The sequence below is a fragment of the Duganella rhizosphaerae genome (genome assembly GCF_040364205.1).
GTDB lineage: Bacteria > Pseudomonadota > Gammaproteobacteria > Burkholderiales > Burkholderiaceae_D > Rugamonas > Rugamonas rhizosphaerae.
In genome coordinates, this window is sequence record NZ_BPWK01000009.1 from 113,839 (window position 1) to 130,755 (window position 16,917).

At 64.8% G+C, this 16,917-nt stretch carries 19 protein-coding genes; 10 read left to right on the top strand and 9 right to left on the bottom strand.

Annotation, left to right across the window (positions count from 1 at the left end):
• Positions 1–6: 6 nt before the first annotated feature.
• The 3 genes from RUGAMON1_RS19990 to RUGAMON1_RS20000 all read right to left on the bottom strand — a co-directional run bounded on the left by RUGAMON1_RS19990 (position 7) and on the right by RUGAMON1_RS20000 (position 1,643).
• Positions 7–420 carry a nuclear transport factor 2 family protein gene (locus tag RUGAMON1_RS19990; protein WP_445232176.1) on the bottom strand — a complete coding sequence of 138 codons (414 nt, stop codon included), beginning with the start codon at positions 418–420 and terminating at the stop codon, positions 7–9.
• Positions 421–574: 154 nt separating this feature from the next.
• The gene (locus RUGAMON1_RS19995; protein ID WP_445232177.1) at positions 575–1,219 is read right to left on the bottom strand and encodes a dihydrofolate reductase family protein; all 645 of its coding nucleotides are present in this window, start codon (positions 1,217–1,219) and stop codon (positions 575–577) included.
• Positions 1,200–1,643, bottom strand: coding sequence for a GNAT family N-acetyltransferase (locus RUGAMON1_RS20000; RefSeq protein WP_445232178.1), 444 nt, complete (start codon positions 1,641–1,643; stop codon positions 1,200–1,202). Before RUGAMON1_RS20000 ends, RUGAMON1_RS19995 begins: the two co-directional genes overlap by 20 nt.
• Positions 1,644–1,898: 255 nt before the next feature.
• Here RUGAMON1_RS20000 and RUGAMON1_RS20005 point away from each other — a divergent pair, with 255 nt between their 5' ends.
• The 3 genes from RUGAMON1_RS20005 to RUGAMON1_RS20015 all read left to right on the top strand — a co-directional run bounded on the left by RUGAMON1_RS20005 (position 1,899) and on the right by RUGAMON1_RS20015 (position 4,911).
• Complete coding sequence (locus tag RUGAMON1_RS20005; protein ID WP_445232179.1) at positions 1,899–3,908, top strand: ribonucleoside triphosphate reductase; 2,010 nt, start codon at positions 1,899–1,901, stop codon at positions 3,906–3,908.
• Positions 3,909–4,022: 114 nt separating this feature from the next.
• Positions 4,023–4,202, top strand: coding sequence for an anaerobic ribonucleoside-triphosphate reductase (gene nrdD, locus RUGAMON1_RS20010; RefSeq protein ID WP_445232180.1), 180 nt, complete (start codon positions 4,023–4,025; stop codon positions 4,200–4,202).
• Position 4,203: 1 nt separating this feature from the next.
• Positions 4,204–4,911, top strand: coding sequence for an anaerobic ribonucleoside-triphosphate reductase activating protein (locus tag RUGAMON1_RS20015; protein WP_445232296.1), 708 nt, complete (start codon positions 4,204–4,206; stop codon positions 4,909–4,911).
• Between the two features lie 23 nt (positions 4,912–4,934).
• Here RUGAMON1_RS20015 and ubiT read toward each other — a convergent pair whose 3' ends face one another.
• The 3 genes from ubiT to ubiU are packed head-to-tail and all read right to left on the bottom strand — an operon-like array spanning position 4,935 to position 7,380.
• A complete protein-coding gene (ubiT, locus tag RUGAMON1_RS20020; RefSeq protein WP_445232181.1) occupies positions 4,935–5,429 on the bottom strand; it encodes a ubiquinone anaerobic biosynthesis accessory factor UbiT in 495 nt (164 codons plus the stop codon).
• Positions 5,426–6,328, bottom strand: coding sequence for a ubiquinone anaerobic biosynthesis protein UbiV (gene ubiV / locus RUGAMON1_RS20025; RefSeq protein ID WP_445232182.1), 903 nt, complete (start codon positions 6,326–6,328; stop codon positions 5,426–5,428). Before ubiV ends, ubiT begins: the two co-directional genes overlap by 4 nt.
• Positions 6,329–6,342: 14 nt before the next feature.
• Positions 6,343–7,380 (bottom strand): ubiquinone anaerobic biosynthesis protein UbiU, encoded by a 1,038-nt coding sequence (gene ubiU / locus RUGAMON1_RS20030; RefSeq protein ID WP_445232183.1) that lies wholly within the window; start codon positions 7,378–7,380, stop codon positions 6,343–6,345.
• A 144-nt stretch (positions 7,381–7,524) separates the two neighbouring features.
• Here ubiU and RUGAMON1_RS20035 point away from each other — a divergent pair, with 144 nt between their 5' ends.
• From RUGAMON1_RS20035 to RUGAMON1_RS20060, 6 genes are all read left to right on the top strand, one after another.
• Entirely contained in the window at positions 7,525–7,992 is a 468-nt protein-coding gene (locus RUGAMON1_RS20035; protein ID WP_445232184.1) for a hemerythrin domain-containing protein, read from the top strand.
• Positions 7,989–8,249, top strand: a complete 261-nt coding sequence (locus RUGAMON1_RS20040) for a DUF2249 domain-containing protein (protein WP_445232185.1) — start codon at positions 7,989–7,991, stop codon at positions 8,247–8,249. The genes RUGAMON1_RS20035 and RUGAMON1_RS20040 overlap by 4 nt, the downstream gene beginning before the upstream one ends.
• Entirely contained in the window at positions 8,246–9,577 is a 1,332-nt protein-coding gene (locus tag RUGAMON1_RS20045; RefSeq protein ID WP_445232186.1) for a permease, read from the top strand. The genes RUGAMON1_RS20040 and RUGAMON1_RS20045 overlap by 4 nt, the downstream gene beginning before the upstream one ends.
• Positions 9,574–10,506: a PaaX family transcriptional regulator C-terminal domain-containing protein gene (locus RUGAMON1_RS20050; RefSeq protein ID WP_445232187.1), complete on the top strand. Its 933-nt coding sequence runs from the start codon at positions 9,574–9,576 to the stop codon at positions 10,504–10,506. Before RUGAMON1_RS20045 ends, RUGAMON1_RS20050 begins: the two co-directional genes overlap by 4 nt.
• Positions 10,507–10,528: 22 nt before the next feature.
• Positions 10,529–10,744 carry a hypothetical protein gene (locus RUGAMON1_RS20055; protein WP_445232188.1) on the top strand — a complete coding sequence of 72 codons (216 nt, stop codon included), beginning with the start codon at positions 10,529–10,531 and terminating at the stop codon, positions 10,742–10,744.
• A gap of 66 nt (positions 10,745–10,810) precedes the next feature.
• A complete protein-coding gene (locus RUGAMON1_RS20060; protein WP_445232189.1) occupies positions 10,811–11,002 on the top strand; it encodes a hypothetical protein in 192 nt (63 codons plus the stop codon).
• Positions 11,003–11,012: 10 nt separating this feature from the next.
• Here the strand turns inward: RUGAMON1_RS20060 and RUGAMON1_RS20065 are convergent, their stop codons facing one another.
• Entirely contained in the window at positions 11,013–11,840 is an 828-nt protein-coding gene (locus tag RUGAMON1_RS20065) for a substrate-binding periplasmic protein (RefSeq protein ID WP_445232190.1), read from the bottom strand.
• A gap of 148 nt (positions 11,841–11,988) precedes the next feature.
• On the opposite strand from RUGAMON1_RS20065, the gene RUGAMON1_RS20070 reads away from it, so the two are divergent.
• The gene (locus RUGAMON1_RS20070; protein WP_445232191.1) at positions 11,989–13,983 is read left to right on the top strand and encodes a TonB-dependent receptor; all 1,995 of its coding nucleotides are present in this window, start codon (positions 11,989–11,991) and stop codon (positions 13,981–13,983) included.
• A 14-nt stretch (positions 13,984–13,997) separates the two neighbouring features.
• On the opposite strand, the gene RUGAMON1_RS20075 is transcribed toward RUGAMON1_RS20070, so the two are convergent.
• Together RUGAMON1_RS20075 and RUGAMON1_RS20080 are read right to left on the bottom strand one after the other, a co-directional pair.
• A complete protein-coding gene (locus tag RUGAMON1_RS20075; protein ID WP_445232192.1) occupies positions 13,998–14,678 on the bottom strand; it encodes a PEP-CTERM sorting domain-containing protein in 681 nt (226 codons plus the stop codon).
• Between the two features lie 19 nt (positions 14,679–14,697).
• Positions 14,698–16,875, bottom strand: a complete 2,178-nt coding sequence (locus tag RUGAMON1_RS20080; protein ID WP_445232193.1) for a phosphocholine-specific phospholipase C — start codon at positions 16,873–16,875, stop codon at positions 14,698–14,700.
• Positions 16,876–16,917: the final 42 nt, after the last annotated feature.

The window sequence follows — 16,917 nt, forward strand, 5'->3', positions numbered from 1 at the left end:
GGAATTTTACTCGGCCAACCGTTCGGGGATCGCCTTGAGCCGGTAATGTTCGTGGAAGAACAGATCGGCCTTGTGCTGGTCCGAGCAGAAATTGGTCACTTCCTTGATTTTCCCATGCTCGAATCTAAAGACCAGGCACCAGGTCAAGTCGAGGCCACTGCCGGCGGTGCTCCATCCCCGGTGGTGATCGATGACGTAGTCGCCTTGCTCTGCGATCGCGAATGGTTCGGCCTGAAATTCAGCTTTCCCAAGCTGATCGAAGAAAGCCAGCACCTCTTTGATACCGTGCTTCTCGCCGGCGAGGGGGTGATGGCCTGGAATACGCCAGACGATGTCTTCCGCCATGACGTCGCTGACCGCAGCGACATTCTTGCTTGCATATGCTTCGAAAAACGCGCCTATCTTTTGAAGGTTCGACATGAAATACTTCCTTGTGAGTGATGTAATCTCTGCCTGGAACGGGCGCCACGCCTGACGCCCCCGATCCGGTCGGGCCGGAACCATTCGTCAAACAACTATTATCAAAATGGCGACATTGACTTTAACGCATTCACAAATTTTCCGCTATCCCAACTCAACGGCGCCGGAGCACGACATGGGTCGCCTTCTCCGTTCCCACGTACTCGACGCACTCATATCCCAGAGCCCGCAGGTCCGCGCCCTCGAACAAACGCTCACCACTGCCCAGCAGAATCGGCGAGATCGCGATATGCAGTTCGTCGATAAGCCCCTCTTGAAGATACTGTCGGATCACGTCGGCCCCGCCGCCAATGCGCACGTCCTTGCCGTTCGCGGCTTCGCGGGCCAGCTCCAGCGCTTCGTGTATGCCGCCCGTGACGAAGTGGAACGTCGTGCCGCCTTCCATCTGGATAGATGGACGAGCATGATGGGTCAAGACAAAAACCGGGACGTGGTACGGCGGGTTATCGCCCCACCAGCCATTCCAACTCAGATCGGGCCAGGGCCCGCGAACCGGTCCGAACATGTTCCGCCCCAAAATCCAAGCGCCGATGTTCTTGAATCCCCGTGCGGCAAAATCGTCGTCGACACCGGTCGTGCCATCGCCGGCACCATGGGCCTGCTGGAACGTGCGGGTTGGAATGAACCACTGGTGTAGCTCCTTCCCACCCACGCCGAGCGGTTCATTGAGATCCTGATTCGGCCCGGCCCCATAGCCGTCTATAGAAATCGTGAAACTTTCAACTCGAACTCGTGTCATTTTGATTCTCCATTAAATGGTCGTTCCGATGTTGCATGCCTGGCGCGTCGTCTGGCCGCCTGGCAAACCCACAATGTACATAGAAATCAGCCTTGCCCTTGGCGCAGAACAGCTGGATGTCATGAATCCCCGCAGCCCGACACCGCGCAACCAATGCGTTAATCAATTCCTCGCCCAGACCGCGGCGCTGATAGTCAGGATGGACAATCATCTCCGTAATGAAGGCATGGAGCTTGCCATCCGAAATGACGCGAGCGAACCCCATCAACTGGTCTGCATCATATGCGGCAAATGAAGCCCACGATGCCTGCAACGACGCTCCATAAAATTCGTCGCTCCGTTCGAGCGGTCCCCAACCAGTGGTGTCATAAAGCGCTTTAAACGCGGTAGCGTCTGGTGTCTCTGTAGAAAAAGTAAAGGCCATCTAGTTATTCTCATTAATTTTCTTGGTCATGTAAAACCTCCGCACTTGCCATGGCAGCGAGACCGGATTACATAGGTTACATCAAGTGAACGGATACCGATATTTCGAGTATCGGCACGCGATACAAAATCACTGGCACAGGCACAAAGGCAATCCAGATCAAGGAATTGCAAAGTCGCTCTGACTTTCATTGACGACACCATATCTAGTGCTTAACCTATTAAAACCAACTAGATATGGGATCAAGGAGCACGCATGCAAAGATTAATTCACACCCAGATCATCAAGCGCGACGGCAGCGAGCAAGCCTTCACGTCGGCCAAGATCGAAGCCGCCTTATTGAAGGCCGGCCGCGCCAGCGGCGAGTTCGACCTGCCCGAGGCGCGCCACCTGGCCGAGTGCGCGCTACTGCACCTGTCGTCGCTGCGCCAGGAGGACCGGCTGACGGTCGAACTGATACAGGACACCGCCGAACGCGTGCTGTACGACGCCGGCTACCGCCAGACCTTGCGCAGTTACGTGGTCTACCGCGAACAGCACGCCACGCTGCGCCAGGACCGCCACGCGCTGGTCGACGTTGCCGCCTCCATCAACGAATACCTGGAGCGCCAGGACTGGCGCGTCAACGCCAACGCCAACCAGGGCTATTCGCTGGGCGGGCTGATCCTCAACGTCTCGGGCAAGGTCATCGCCAACTACTGGCTCAGCCACGTCTACCCGCCCGCCATCGGCGCGGCCCACCGCGAGGCCGACCTGCACATCCACGACCTCGACATGCTGGCCGGCTACTGCGCCGGCTGGTCGCTGCGCACCCTGCTCAACGAAGGCTTGAACGGCGTGCCGGGCAAGGTGGAGTCCAGTCCGCCGCGCCACATGTCGAGCGCGATCGGGCAGATCGTCAACTTCCTCGGCACGCTGCAAAACGAATGGGCCGGCGCGCAAGCCTTCAGCTCCTTCGACACCTACATGGCGCCGTTCGTGCGCAAGGACCGCCTCGGCTACGACGAGGTCAAGCAATACATGCAGGAGCTGATCTACAACCTCAACGTGCCGTCGCGCTGGGGCACGCAGACGCCGTTCACCAACCTGACCTTCGACTGGGTCTGCCCGGAAGACCTGCGCGAACAAATCCCCCGCATCGCCGGCGAGGACATGCCGTTCGCCTACGGAGAATTGCAGGCCGAGATGGACCTGATCAACCGCGCCTACATCGAGATCATGATGACCGGCGACGCCAAGGGCCGCGCCTTCACCTTCCCCATCCCGACCTACAACATCACCGAGGATTTCGACTGGGACAGCCCGAACGCCGAACGCCTGTTCGAGATGACGGCGCGCTACGGCCTGCCCTACTTCCAGAACTTCATCAACTCCGAGCTCAAGCCGAACATGATACGGTCGATGTGCTGCCGCCTGCAGCTCGACCTGCGCGAGCTGCTCAAGCGCGGCAACGGCCTGTTCGGTTCGGCCGAGCAGACCGGTTCGCTGGGCGTGGTGACCATCAACTGCGCCCGCCTCGGCTATCTGCACCGCGGCGACGAGGCCGGCCTGCTGGCGGCGCTGGACCGGCTGCTGGAACTGGGCCGCGACAGCCTGGAGATCAAGCGCAAGGTGATCCAGCGCCACATGGACAACGGCCTGTTCCCGTACACCAAGCGCTACCTGGGCACGCTGCGCAACCACTTCTCCACCCTGGGCGTGAACGGCATCAACGAAATGGTGCGCAATTTCGATCCCAGCGGAGAGCACGACATCACCAGCGACTGGGGCCGCGCGCTGGCGCTGCGCCTGCTCGACCACGTGCGCGCGCGCATGGTCGAGTTCCAGGCCGAGACCGGCCACATGTACAACCTCGAAGCCACGCCGGCCGAGGGCACGACCTACCGCTTCGCCAAGGAAGACCGCAAGCGCTATCCGGCCATTCGCCAGGCGGGCACGGCGGAGATGCCCTACTACACCAACTCGTCGCAGCTGCCGGTCGGCTATACCGACGATCCGTTCGAGGCGCTGGAGCAGCAGGACGAATTGCAGCGCAAGTACACCGGCGGCACCGTGCTGCACCTGTACATGACGGAAGCGCTGACCAGCGCCGATGCCTGCCGCTCGCTGGTGAAGCGCGCGCTGAGCCGCTTCCGTCTGCCCTACATCACGGTCACGCCGACCTTCTCGATCTGCCCCAAGCACGGCTACCTGAACGGCAGCCACCCTTACTGCCCGAAATGCGACGCCGACCTGCTGGCGCGCAAACAGGCCGCCAGCGCCTGATTACCCGCGTCGTTCCCGCGAAAGCGGGAACCCATAGAACGCCGCGAAAACAGACTCAGTATGGATTCCCGCTTTCGCGGGAATGACGGAATTTAACTCAACCAAGGAACTGACATGAACACTCTGCCGCAAACCACCATCGCCGAACTGGACAACGCCGAACGCCAGCCTTGCGAAATCTGGACCCGCGTCATGGGCTATCACCGCCCGCTGGCCTCCTTCAACATCGGCAAGCAGGGGGAATTCCATGAACGCAAATTCTTCAGCGAAGCCGCCGTCAACGCCAGCCGCTGACATGGGCGCCGCCACGCTCAAGGTCGGCGGCTACACGCCGTTCAGCGCCACCGAATATCCCGGCCTGCTATCGGCCGTGGTGTTCGTGCAGGGCTGCCCGTGGCGCTGCGGCTATTGCCACAACCCGCATCTGCAGCCGCGCACCGGCGCCAGTCCACTGCCGTGGGACGCCATCCTGTCCGCGCTGGCGCGGCGCGTGGGCTTGCTGGACGCGGTGGTGTTCTGCGGCGGCGAGGCCACCATGGACCCGGCGCTGGGCGAGGCCATCGCCCAGGTGCGCGCGCTGGGATACCGGGTCGGGCTGGAAACGGCCGGCATCTACCCCGACCGGCTGGCCAGCGTGCTGCCCTTGCTGGACTGGGTGGGACTCGACGTCAAGGCGCCGTTCTCGCTATACCCCGTCGTGACCGGCGTACCAGGCAGCGGCGATCCGGTCCGGGCCAGCATTGCCGCCGTGCAGGCCAGCGGCGTCGCCTATGAATGCCGCACCACCGTGCATCCGGCGCAGCTGCCGCCCACGCAGCTGGTGGCGCTGGCGCGGGCCCTGTCGGCGCTCGGTGTCGAGCATTACGTGCTGCAGGAATTCCGCGCCACCGGCTGCCAGGACCAGGCGCTGTTGACCAGCGCGGTCGCCGGCTATCCGGGGGACGAGCTGCTGCAACGTATCGAGCCGCTGTTCCCCCGCTTCAGCGTGCGCCGCAACCACTAGATCACCAGGGCGCGGCGCGGCCGTCAGGCCGGTGCGCGCCGGCCCGGCAGGCTGTTGAGCAAGCTGGTCACGGCCTGCTTGCCCAACTCCGTCAGCGGCAACGCGATTCCATCCAGGGTGTTCTTGACCAGCAGGCCCAGTTCGGTATCGCCCTGCATCGACAGGCGGCGCGAGAAGAACAAGGTGTCCGGGTCCAGCTCGCGCCGCGCCAGGGCGATGAAGTCGCGCGTGCAGGCGCCGATCTCCAGGTCGGCCTCGCCCTGCGCGCGCACGGCCGCGAAGCCTTGCCCGCGCCAGGTGAAGTCGAACGCCACGCCGGCGTCGCTGACGCAGACGCGCAAGTGCTTGCCGCGCAGGCTGGCGCGCACATCCTCCGGCAGATGCGGACGCAGCACCAGGTTGAGCGCGGCCACGCACAGCAGCGCGCCGGGATAGGCCGGCAGCAAGCGGCCCAGCGCCGCCAATGGCGCCGGCAGCGGCAGCGCGCCGCCGGCTTGATTGATGGTGACCGGATTCATGCGGCGTGCTCCATCCAATAGTCCTGGCCGGGCTGGCCGTACCAGTAGCCGTTGCAGGCGGCGGCCGGCAGCAAGGACTCCATCGCCTTGGCCGTCGGCGTGGCCGCCGAGGCGCCGCCGCGCGCGGCATCGAACGCGGCGATGATCTGCGGCATGTGCTGCGACTGCGGGCTCAGCCTTGCGACATCGACGCCCAGCGCCTGCATCTGCGCCACTTCGGCCACCAGGTTGTACACCAAAGCGGACTGGCTCTGGATGCCGTTCAGCACCAGGAAGTCCTGCTGCTCGCGGGTGCGCATCATCAGGCCGTCCGGATGGTCGATGCAGCTGAAGCGGCAATCGTCCTTGGGCAGGTTGCGGTTGCGCGCGGTGAAGCAGCGCGCCGAAAACGCCAGCGGCATGCGGCCGAAGGCGAACACCTCGGTTTCCATGCCGTCCGGCCGTTGCCGCTGCATGTGGCCCAGGCCGGCGCGGCCCATCTCCAGCGGCATCACCCAGCGCCGCGCGCCCAGCTCGTGCAGCAGCGCCAGGGTCGGCGGGTTGTAGATGTTCAGGTGCGGGCCGGCAACGAAGCCGCCCTGGCCGGACAGCAGGTGCACGGCGGCCATGTCGTTGGCCTCGACCCGGTAGTGGCGGTTGGCCGCCAGCCGGCGCTGGGCGCCAAGGTCGGCGCTGGACTCGATCAGCGCCAGCGACGACAGCACCACCTGCTTGCCGCGCGCCGCCAGCATGTCGGCGACCGCCAGCCAGTCGGCGCTGCGCAGCTCGTGGCGGCGCGAGCACACCGTCTCGCCGAGGTAGACGATGTCGACCGGCGTGGCGGCGATCTCTTCATAAAATTCCATCACTTGGGCGCGTGGCCAGTAGTACAGCAGCGGCCCTAAGGCTAGTTTCAACATGGTGACTCCAGTTTTCATTTCCACGAACGGTGATAAGCGCCCAGCGTGTGCTGCTGCCCCTCCGCCAGGGTGTTCAGTTCCGACATCCAGCCCGGCTTGACCGAGTAGCGCGCGGCGTTGCCCAGGCACTGGTCGAGCGCCTCGCGCCACACGCGCGTGACCTGCGCAACATAGGCCGGGCTGCGCTGGCGGCCTTCGATCTTGACCGCGCGCACGCCCATCTCCAGCAGCTGCGGCAGCAGTTCCAGGGTGTTCAGGCTGGTCGGCTCCTCGACCGCGTAGTAGGTCTCGTCGTCGACCTCGAAGCGCCCCTTGCACAGCGTGGGATAGCTGGCGTTTTCCTGCGGCGTGTAGCGGTCGATCATCACGCCGTTCAGGCGCGACTCCAGGCCGCGCGCGCTCTGCTGCCAGCGCACCGCCTTGGCCGGCGAACAGACGCCGTGGGTGTTGGGCGATTCGCCCGTCACATAGGACGACAGCGCGCAGCGGCCCTCGACCATCACGCACAGGCTGCCGAAGCCGAACACTTCGATCTCGACATTGGTATTGCGCACCACATGCTCGACCTGGGCCAGCGACAGCACGCGCGGCAGCACCGCGCGGGCGATGCCGAAGTGCTGGTGGTAGAAGTTGATCGCCTCGGCGCTGGTGGCCGAGCCCTGCACCGACAGATGCAGGCGCAGCGCCGGATGGTGCTCGCAGGCGTAGCGCATCAGGCCGGGGTCGGCCAGGATCACGGCGTCGACGCCGGCCGCGGCGGCGCGGTCGATGGCGCTGCGCCACAGGGCGCTGGTGTCCGGCTGCGGGTAGGTGTTCAAGGCCAGCAGCACCTTGCAACCGCGCGCGTGGGCGTAGGCGATGCCGGCCGCGATGGCGGCGTCGTCAAAGTTGAGACCGGCGAAATTGCGCGCATTGGTGGCGTCGCGAAAACCCAGGTACACGCAATCGGCGCCGTGATCGACGGCGGTCTTCAGCGCCGGCAGGCTGCCGGCCGGACACACCAGCTCGATCGGACGCTGGCCGGGTGCTGGGGGAATATCGGATGGTTTCATATGAATCAAACATGGATAAAAGTTCAACGCCAAACGGCGAACGAACTGTATCGCGCCGTCAAGCCTGAAATCCTTGATTTGAATCAAAGAAATTGAGCTTGTGCCGGTGGGACAATTGCCCTGCACATTCTCAAGGACTAGCCCATGCAAACGATCGCCAATTACCTCGAGCAGGATCATCGCCGCTGCGACGAGCTGTACAACCTTGCCGAGGCCAGCGTCGCCGGCCGCGACTGGGCCGCCGCCGCCACCGGCTTCGCCGCCTTCCTGTGGCAGTTCGAGCGCCACCTGGACAAGGAGGAACGGGTATTGTTTGCGCGACTGGAGCGCGTCATGCACAACGCCTGCGGCCCGACCAGCGTGATGCGCATGGAGCACGGGCAGTTGCGCGACACCTTGCGCAGCATGGACGCCGCGCTGGCCGAGCGCGACAGCGACAGCTACTTCGATCACGCCGACACGCTGCGCGTACTGATGCGCCAGCACAACCTGAAGGAGGAAAGCGTGCTCTATCCGCTCGCCGACCGCGTGCTGCACGAGCAGGCCGAGGCCATCGTCGCCAGCATGGACTACCTGGAACGGTCCAAGGCGGACGCCGAGGCGACAGCATGAGCACGCTACAAGAACCGGCCGCCAACGTGCGCCTGCTGGACGTGGGCGGCCTCGAGCCGCCTGAGCCGATGGTGCGCATCCTCGACGCGCTCGACCAGTTGGGACCCGACGAACGCCTGCGCGTGCTGATCGACCGCGACCCGCTGCCGCTGTACCAGGTGCTGCGGCGCTACGGCTACGACCACCGCACCACGCCGCAGCCGGACTTGCGCTACGAAGTGCTGATCTGGCTGGTTCCCGACGCATCCACCGCATGAAATCCGCCGAAGCGCCACAACGCGCGCTGTCGTTCGACCTCAATCCCCGCCTGTCGCTGCCGCTGCGCTATTTTCTCAGCGCGCCGCTGTTCGCGGCGCTGGCGGCCGCGCTGCTGGCGTGGCAGGGCCCGTCCGCGTTGTTGACGCGCTGGTCGCCGCAGACGCTGGCCTTGACGCATTTGATGGTGCTCGGCTGCCTCAGCATGACGATGATGGGCGCATTGCTGCAGCTGCTGCCCGTGGTGGCCGGCGTCGCGCTGCCGCGGGTCGGCGTGGTCGGCGGCGTGGTGCACGCCGGCCTGTGCCTGGGCACGCTGCTGCTGGCGGCCGCCTTCTGGCTGGAGCAGGCCGTGCTGTTCCGCTGCGCGCTGGCGCTGTTGCTGGCCACCTTGCTGCTGTTCGTCGGCGCCTGCGCGCTCGCCCTGTGGCGGCGCGGGCCGGGCGCCGGCCCGGTGTTGCCCGGCATCCGGCTGGCGCTGGCCTCGCTGGCGATCACCACCCTGCTGGGCGGCCTGCTGGCCGGCGCCTTCGCGTTTCCCGCGCTGGCGGGCTTGCCGTTGCAACGGCTGACCGACCTGCACGCGATGTGGGGCCTGCTGGGCTGGGTGGGCTTGCTGGTGATCGCCATCGCCTACCAGGTGGTGCCGATGTTCATGGTGACGCCGCCCTACCCGCCGCTGCTGACCAGCGGTTTCACCACCACCCTGTTCCTGCTGCTGGCGTCGGCGTCGATCAGCAGCGGCCTGCGCGGACCGGCGCAGCTGTTCCATCAAGCCTGCCTGCTCCTGCTGGCGGCCGGCTACGCGCTGTTCGGCGCCAGCACGCTGAGCCTGCTGGCGCGCCGCAAGCGGCCCAGCGCCGACCCTACCACCTTGTACTGGCGCACGGCGATGGCCAGCCTGCTGGCTGCGTTGGCGCTCTGGCTGTGGCCGGGCGATGCGAACGACAACCTGCGACCGCTGTTGCTGGGCGTGCTGCTGATCGGCGGCTTCGCGCTGTCCGCCATCGCCGGCATGCTGTACAAGATCGTGCCCTTCCTGACCTGGTACCACTTGCAGGAAACCGCCGCACCCGGCAAGCCCAAGCTTCCCGGCATCAACAAGATCATTCCCGAGCCCGCCGCGCACCGGCAATTCCGGACCCATGTGCTGGCCGTGCTGTTGCTGGCCGCCGCCTGCTGGCGCCCGGACCTGCTGGCGCGGCCGGCCGCCGCGCTGATGGGCTTGTCGTGCCTATGGCTCTGGTACAACCTGGCCACCGCGCTGCGCCTGTATCGGCGCCTGCGTCCGGCTTCCCAGCCACCTTTAACTGTAACGGCAAGCACATGAGCAACACCACCGCAAGCTGCATCGAAACCTGTCTGCTGCAAGCCAGGCCGCGTCTGAACACCATGCTGATACTGATGTTCAGCGAAGCCCAGCTGTTCGGACAAAAAAGCCAGTGGCTGGGCAGCGCCATCGCCCTGATGCAACCGCTGGGTTTCCAGGAACGGGCGATACGCACCGCGCTGTGCCGGCTGGCCGACCACCAGGCGCTGCGCGTCGAACGCCATGGCCGCCGCAGTCTGTGCCAGCTGGCCCCGGCCACGGCGGCAGCCGTGTGGGCCGCGCGCCAGCGCCACAACATCCCGCCGGAGCGCAGCTTTGCCGACGACTGGACTATCCTGGTCAACAGCGGCGGCATCAATGCGGCGCGCTATGCCGCCACCCGCAAGCGCTTGCTGGCCCTGGACTACTGCCTGCTGGCGCCCAACCTGCTGGCGCGGCCGACCGCCTATCGCAGCGCGCTGGACGGCGCCATGCCGGCGGCCGAAGAACTGGGGCTGGCCTTGTTCGACGTGAGCGGCGCGCAACTGGCCGCGGCCACGCGCCAGCCGCTGTTCGGCCGCACCGATTGGGACCTCGACGGCACCGCCGCGCTGTACCGCCAATTCCTGCAACGCTTCGAGCCCTTGCGCGCACTGCTCGACCAGCCGGGCGCGATCAGCGACGAACAGGCCTTCATGGTGCGGCTGCTGGTCAGCCACGGCTACCAGCACTGCCGCCGCAGCGATCCGCTGCTGCCGCAGGAACTGCTGCCCGCCTCCTGGCCGGCGATGGCGGCCTACCAGACGTATGTGGCGCTGTATTGCCGCTGCGCGGGACAGGCGCGCCGCCACATCCTGGCGCTGAGCACCATCGCCAGCGAGACCGCGCCGGCCAGCGCCGCAAGATTGCGGCGGCCGATGCTGTCATCGGACAAGCTGATCACCGCATGAATAATTTTTTAGGAGAAAAAGCATGGAGCTTATGACGATGGACCACTACAGTGGCCCGACCTTGAGCGTGACGATCAGCCGCGAAGGCAGCCGCGTGCACCGCCTGGTCGACGACATCATCCAACCGCTGCGCGCCAACAAGTTGACGATACGGCGCGATCCGATGGTCGAGGCGCTGTTCGGCGCGGCCTGCCCGCGCAGCGCGCCGGCCGATACGCCGCGCCCGGCCAAGCGATGAGAGTCAACGTGGCGACATGATTTTTAATCATGTAGTAACGTTTTCGTTTTGCCCTGGGAGTAAAGCATGAATGGAGAGCAACGCAGCAACAATGTGATCAGTTCGGTCGTGGAGCACGGCATCTGGCTGGCCAACTCGAAGGGGTCGGCCATCGCCTGGACGTATATGCGCACCTATCATGTGCCGCTCGAGGCGATACGCCGCGTGCTGGCCTATCCTGAAACACGCCGGCAGCGGCCCGCCGTCTGCGTGCGCTAGCAGCGCACTGCTAGCGGTACCTGGCCAGAATCCTGTCCAGCACGCCCGCATTGAGCAAGCGCGTCTGCGCGTTGCTCAGGTCCCGCAGCGTCACGCTGCTGTATTTGGGGCGAGCGCAATACATGGCAAAACGGCTGATCACCACCGGGGTGAGGCGCAGTTTTTTCAGCGTCGGATCCGTTTTCCGTTGATACTCGAAGTCCAGGTTGCGCATGACCATGAAATCGGTACGGCCGGCCACTTGCTTGAGCACCGAGGACGTCTCGTTGTTCGCATCGTCCCGCTTGGCCCGGCCGTCGGCGAACAACGGTTCCAGGCTGCGGTAGCTGTAACCGAGCACGGTCCCGATGCGCTCGCCCGCCAGCTCCTCCAGGCTCTCCACGGGTTTGCCGTTCACCGGGCCGACCAAGCGTTCCTCGACATCGAAAAACGGCGCCGGCCAGTCGTACAGCGCGACCTGTTCGCTGGTAAGCCAGTCCGGGCTGACGAAGCAGCGCAAATCCACCATTTTCTGGACCACCGCCATATCCTGGCGCTTGCGCGGCAACAGCACGTAGGCCGGGGTCCGGCCGAGCTCCCTGGCCAACGCGTCCTGCCAATCCTTGGTGATGCCCCCGGCCAGCAGCAGGCGCGCATTCGGCCCCTGCACCACCAGGCCAAACGGCATGGTGCGGTTCTCCAGCATGAGAAACCGGACCGGCTGCGCGGCATGCGCGCGCGCCATTGCCAAGGCAAGCAAAAAGAAGAAGCCGATCAGAACTTTACATCCACGCATTGAGAACCTGCCCGCCGGTTGAGATATGTGCAGCACACACACATTATCAACGTCAGTCGCCATGCTCCAGTAGCGATATGCGGCAAATGTTTCGCAAATGCCACATTAATTTTGCTGCGATACAGCTCACGGCCTGATTCTCGCCTGCAGTTTAGTGAATTTCGCAATTGCGAACTCATGGTGTTCATTGCACAATGTTGAAATGCGACACATGACATTCCTCCACCACGCCGCCCTGCTGGCCGCCGCGCTGGCCGCCTCGGGCGTGGCCGGCGCCGCCGCAGTGGCGCCGCCGCTGTCGTTCACCCCCGACTACTTCGCCCAGTTCCAGGCCAGCACGGCGATGGACATGGTGGCCCGTCTGCCCGGCTTTGTCTTCGATGGCGGGAATGCGTCGCGTGGCGTGGCCGGCAACGTGCTCATCAACGGAAAGCGCCCCACTTCCAAAACCGATCCGCTCGGCGAAGTGTTGGGCCGCATCCCGGTGGCGGGTGTTGAGCGCATCGAGGTGATCAATGGCGGCGCGGGCGGCATCGACATGCAGGGCTACCCAAGCGTGGCCAACATCCTGCTCAAACAGATGGACCTGGTGTCGGCCACGATCAGCGCCTCCACGTATCTGACGCCGGACGGCATCCAGCAGCCCTCGCTCGATGGCAACTACAGCCTGAAGCATGGGGACAAGAACATCAACGTCACGCTGGCCAGTAGCCGGTCACCGGACATGTCGCAAGGACAGGGACGCCGGACCACGCAGTACGCCGCCCCCGCCCCGGCCGCCGAGGTGAGCATAGCGGGTGCCGGCATGGCCGAAAACAAGACGGTGAAACTGAGCTATGGCCAGGACCTGCTGGACGGCCAGCTGACCTGGAACAGCACGGTCAATCCCTGGACTTACCAGTCGCAAGCCCACTACGACGCCGGGACCCGCTCGCAGGGCAGCAACGACAACGCCGGACGCACGCTGGAACAGGGCCTGGCCTACACGCGCGACCTGGCGAACGGCGCCAGCATGGACCTCAAGGCGCTGCACCGGACATCCGAGCTGACCGCCGAATCGACGTTTGCGGCGGGCGGCCCGCCATCGTACTCGGTCGCCACGGCCACGGCCAGCGAGCACGTCCTGGCGGGACAGCTGAGTTGGCGGGCGCTGGACGGGGTCACGATACGCGGCGGTTTCGAGCGCACCGTCAACACCAACGACAACAGCAACACCTATCAAGCCAACGCCGGCGCCGCCGTGGCGCCGACCGGCAGCGCCTGGGTGCAGGAATCGCGCGTGGAAGGCCAGCTGTCGTCCGCATGGCAGGTCGACAGCTCGCTCAGCGCCGAGGCCGGCCTGAAAATCGAGCACTCCAGCTTGCGCGTGGGCGCCGACCAGCCGGAGGCCAAGGCCTACAACTATCCCAAGCCGCGGCTGCGGCTGTCGTTGTCGCCAAGCTCGTCGCTGCTGCTGCGCTTGCGCATGGAGCGCGAGGTCAGCCAGCTGAACTTTGGCGATTCCGCCGGGTATTTCGGCGTCGCCGACAAGACGCTCCGGGCCGACTTGCCCGACCTGGTGCCGGCCAAGACCTGGCTGTGCGAAGGCGCGGTCGAATACCGCTTTTGGGAACGGGGTTCGGCGGTGCTGAGCTACACGCAATCGCACATCAGCGACCTGGTCGACCGCATGCCGATCCGCACATCGAACGCCAGTTTCGACGCCGCCGGCAACATCGGCGACGCCAGCGCCGGCAACGTCACCGGCTTGCTCACCCTGCCCACCGACAGCTGGTCGCTGCCGCAGGGCCTGCTCAAGCTGTCGATGACCAGGCGCTCCTCGTCCGTCACCGATCCCACCACGCTGGAGACGCGGGCGCTGTCCGGCGAGCAGCCGCTGGCATGGAGGGTCGAGTTTTCGCAGGACTTGCCGCGCCAGAGAACCGCCTGGGGACTGTCCATCGACAATGGCTGGAGCAACGACAACTGGCAGGTTGCCGAGCACGACACCAGCAATGGCACGGGCTGGGCCCGTGCGTTCGTCAACTACCGTCCGGCGTCGAACCTGATGGTGACGCTGGAATTGAACAACCTCGCCGGGCGCGTCGTCACCAATGACCGCACCCACTATGCCGGCGACCGGCTGGCCGGCGCCGTCGACTTCGTCGAGCACAATGTGACCCGTACCCAGGCATTCGCCATGCTACGGGTGCGCAGGGAGTGGTAGCGGCGACATCCCAATTACGACATATGCGCGCGCGTGTTGCGGCGGAGGGCCCCGACCAATATGCCCAAGCCCAGCAAGAGCATCGACGCCATGCCCGGTTCCGGTATCGGGCTGGTCATCTCCCGCGCGATGAAGGACAGGTTATCCGCGTAGCCATCGTTGTCGTTCGAAGCGAGACGCTCCATCGACAGCCAGAACGACAGCTTGCTGGTGCCAGCAGGCATGATGCCCACGGACTCCCGGTAGTACAGGCCTGTCTGGTTGCCGCGATCTTGCGGGGTGACGGGACCGATCGCGGCGTTTCCTATCGCGTTGTTCGCCGCGTCGAGAAACTGCACGTAGAACAGTGCGTTATCGCCCTGGGCGGCCCAGCCGCCGAGCCATCCGCTCAGGGAATAGGAACTGTTCCGGGCCGTCGGCACGCCGAGGTCCAGGGTCTGGGTGCCCACCGCATACTGCCCGAGGCCGGCGAACATCTTGGTTCCGCGATCGGCCGGACCAGGCTGGGTGGGAAGCACCCAGTTGTTGCCATAGTCCACCGACTGGACCATGTTGTAACCCGGGTAGCCGGTCCAGCCGCTCACGCCCGCTTCGGCATCGCCGTTGACGATGAGGTTGTGACCGTAGATGACGTCAGCCTTGCCACTACACGCCACGGCGAACAAGGCCGCGGCAACGAAAAATCTGCACTTCATGAAAAGCTCCTTATAAAAATCAAATGACGCGGTACTGGTCAAGTTGCGCTGCCCCGCGCATCGCAGGGTCACTGATAGACGGCAAGCCGTTTTCCAGATGGCCGGCGAAGCGGCGCAACCAGCCCGGCAAGCCAGCCACACGCAGGCTGTAGTCGTACCAGTTGGAACTCGATGCCAGGGGAAGCCGGATGGTGCTCCGCGAGCGTGCGACGACGCGCACTTCCAACGGCTTGTTCGCGTAATACTTGTTGGCGGTGAGTACGAAGGTGCATGGCTGTGCGCCATTGTTGACCAGGTCAATGAGCAGCTCACCGGCGCTGCGTTCGGCGCGCAGGCTCATTTCCGGCCATGCAGCGTTGCCGTCGCCGCGCACGTCCCCAACGATGTGGCGATGAAAGCCGTTCGGTCCCAGTACCCAGAGATCGTAGGCAGATGCGGTGTTCCAGCGGCCTGTGAGCTGTTTGCCAGGTTCGACCGTATAGCGGCGCGGGACCTGCTCCAACGCCAGGCGGTCGTACACATGAAACACCGACCCGGCTTCGCCCAGGTTGTCGAATCTGAGCTCCACCTGGCCGCCTCCGACCGGCACCTGTGCCTGCACCTGGAGTTCGTAGGGCAGCGCGCGTGCCGGACGCACGCCGGCAGCCTGGACGGGTGCCGTCAGGGTGGACGGCGTTGCGGGTACCTTGGTGTTTGGCAGGCTCAGCGCCATCGAACGCCGCGCAGCCGTTTCCGGCAGCAGTTGCGTGAAGCCGTTGTCGTTCGGGTTGGCGAAGTCGAAACAGGACAACAGGTTGCCGCTCACCGCGCGGCGCCATGGGCTGATCAGCGGCTCGCGCACACCGAAACGCGCCTCGATGAAACGCACCACCGATGTGTGGTCGAAGACCTGCGAATTCACCCAGCCGCCCTTGGTCCACGGCGAGATGACATACATCGGAACGCGCGGACCGAGACCGTAGGGGCGATGGTGCGTCCGTGCATCGGCGCCGTTGAGCACGTGATGGTACTCGCCGGTGGTGTCGACGGTCGACGCACCGGCGAGCTGCGACTGCGCCGGATTGCTGCCGTAACTCGTGTACGCAGGGACCGCCGGCGGTGGCATGTGGTCGAAGAAGCCGTCATTCTCGTCGAAGTTGATGAGCAGGACCGTCTTGCTCCAGCTTTCAGGATTGGCGGTCAGGGCGTCCAGCACGCGCGCGATGTAGTCGGCGCCCGACGCGGGACTGGAGGGACCCGGGTGTTCGGAGCCTTCGGCGGTCGCGACGACCCAGCTGACCTGCGGCAGGCGGTTGGCAAGCACGTCGGCCTTGAGCAGGTCGATGTCACGTGTCGTGGTGCCGCGATCGCGCAGCGATTGCGAATAGCCCGGCCGGCGATACCACGCGTTGCGGAAAGAGCGGAATCCCGCCAGCGAGTTATCGGTGAAGTTGTCCGCCATGTTCTGGTAAACCTGCCAGCTGATACCGGCCGCTTCGAGTCGCTCCGGATAGGTGGTCCACAAGTAGTCGGTGGACATGTCCGGATTGAAGTCGTCGCGGCTGTTGTCAGTCGAAGGGCCGCCTGCAGCCGCCAGGGGATCGTTGTGACCGCTGAACAAAAACAGCCGGTTGGTGTTGGTACCGGTCTGGGTTGCGCAGTGATAGTGGTCGCAGATGGTAAAGGCACGCGCGAGCGCGAACTGAAAGGGAATGTCGGCGTCAGCGTAATAGCCCATCGCGTGGTTCTGCTTGACCGTGCACCAGTCATTCATACGTCCGTGGTCCCACGCCAGCTGGGCGTCGAGCCAGGCATGTGGCGTCCCGACCACGCGCATGACTGGAAAGTCCTGCACCGTGTTGAGCCGGAACGGCGCGATGGCGCTGCCCTGGGGCCAGTTGGGCCGGCCAGGCACCGGCGCCCCTCCGACAGAGCGCTGCACGAAGACCGATTTGCGATTGAAGAGATTTTGCCGGTCCATCACCGGAATCGGAAAGGGATCACCGAATCCCCTTACCCCTTCCAGGGTGCCAAAGTAATGATCGAAACTGCGGTTCTCCTGCGTCAGCACGACGATATGCTCAACATCCTGCAGGCTACGAGTGCGCTGGTTGGCGGGAAGGGCCAGCGCCTTTTGGATAGACGGTGGAAAGGTCGCAAGCACGGCACTTGCGCCGGCCGACTTGCCCATTTTACGGAGGAAGTCACGTCGGCTCATGCATGCACCTGCGTGCGTGCGAGCGCGAATTTAAAAATATGC

Coding starts and splice junctions, on each gene's coding strand:
- RUGAMON1_RS19990 (WP_445232176.1), bottom strand. CDS start 420: ATGTCGAACCTTCAAAAGATAGGCGCGTTTTTCGAAGCATATGCAAGC.
- RUGAMON1_RS19995 (WP_445232177.1), bottom strand. CDS start 1,219: ATGACACGAGTTCGAGTTGAAAGTTTCACGATTTCTATAGACGGCTAT.
- RUGAMON1_RS20000 (WP_445232178.1), bottom strand. CDS start 1,643: ATGGCCTTTACTTTTTCTACAGAGACACCAGACGCTACCGCGTTTAAA.
- RUGAMON1_RS20005 (WP_445232179.1), top strand. CDS start 1,899: ATGCAAAGATTAATTCACACCCAGATCATCAAGCGCGACGGCAGCGAG.
- nrdD (WP_445232180.1), top strand. CDS start 4,023: ATGAACACTCTGCCGCAAACCACCATCGCCGAACTGGACAACGCCGAA.
- RUGAMON1_RS20015 (WP_445232296.1), top strand. CDS start 4,204: ATGGGCGCCGCCACGCTCAAGGTCGGCGGCTACACGCCGTTCAGCGCC.
- ubiT (WP_445232181.1), bottom strand. CDS start 5,429: ATGAATCCGGTCACCATCAATCAAGCCGGCGGCGCGCTGCCGCTGCCG.
- ubiV (WP_445232182.1), bottom strand. CDS start 6,328: ATGTTGAAACTAGCCTTAGGGCCGCTGCTGTACTACTGGCCACGCGCC.
- ubiU (WP_445232183.1), bottom strand. CDS start 7,380: ATGAAACCATCCGATATTCCCCCAGCACCCGGCCAGCGTCCGATCGAG.
- RUGAMON1_RS20035 (WP_445232184.1), top strand. CDS start 7,525: ATGCAAACGATCGCCAATTACCTCGAGCAGGATCATCGCCGCTGCGAC.
- RUGAMON1_RS20040 (WP_445232185.1), top strand. CDS start 7,989: ATGAGCACGCTACAAGAACCGGCCGCCAACGTGCGCCTGCTGGACGTG.
- RUGAMON1_RS20045 (WP_445232186.1), top strand. CDS start 8,246: ATGAAATCCGCCGAAGCGCCACAACGCGCGCTGTCGTTCGACCTCAAT.
- RUGAMON1_RS20050 (WP_445232187.1), top strand. CDS start 9,574: ATGAGCAACACCACCGCAAGCTGCATCGAAACCTGTCTGCTGCAAGCC.
- RUGAMON1_RS20055 (WP_445232188.1), top strand. CDS start 10,529: ATGGAGCTTATGACGATGGACCACTACAGTGGCCCGACCTTGAGCGTG.
- RUGAMON1_RS20060 (WP_445232189.1), top strand. CDS start 10,811: ATGAATGGAGAGCAACGCAGCAACAATGTGATCAGTTCGGTCGTGGAG.
- RUGAMON1_RS20065 (WP_445232190.1), bottom strand. CDS start 11,840: ATGGCGACTGACGTTGATAATGTGTGTGTGCTGCACATATCTCAACCG.
- RUGAMON1_RS20070 (WP_445232191.1), top strand. CDS start 11,989: ATGACATTCCTCCACCACGCCGCCCTGCTGGCCGCCGCGCTGGCCGCC.
- RUGAMON1_RS20075 (WP_445232192.1), bottom strand. CDS start 14,678: ATGAAGTGCAGATTTTTCGTTGCCGCGGCCTTGTTCGCCGTGGCGTGT.
- RUGAMON1_RS20080 (WP_445232193.1), bottom strand. CDS start 16,875: ATGAGCCGACGTGACTTCCTCCGTAAAATGGGCAAGTCGGCCGGCGCA.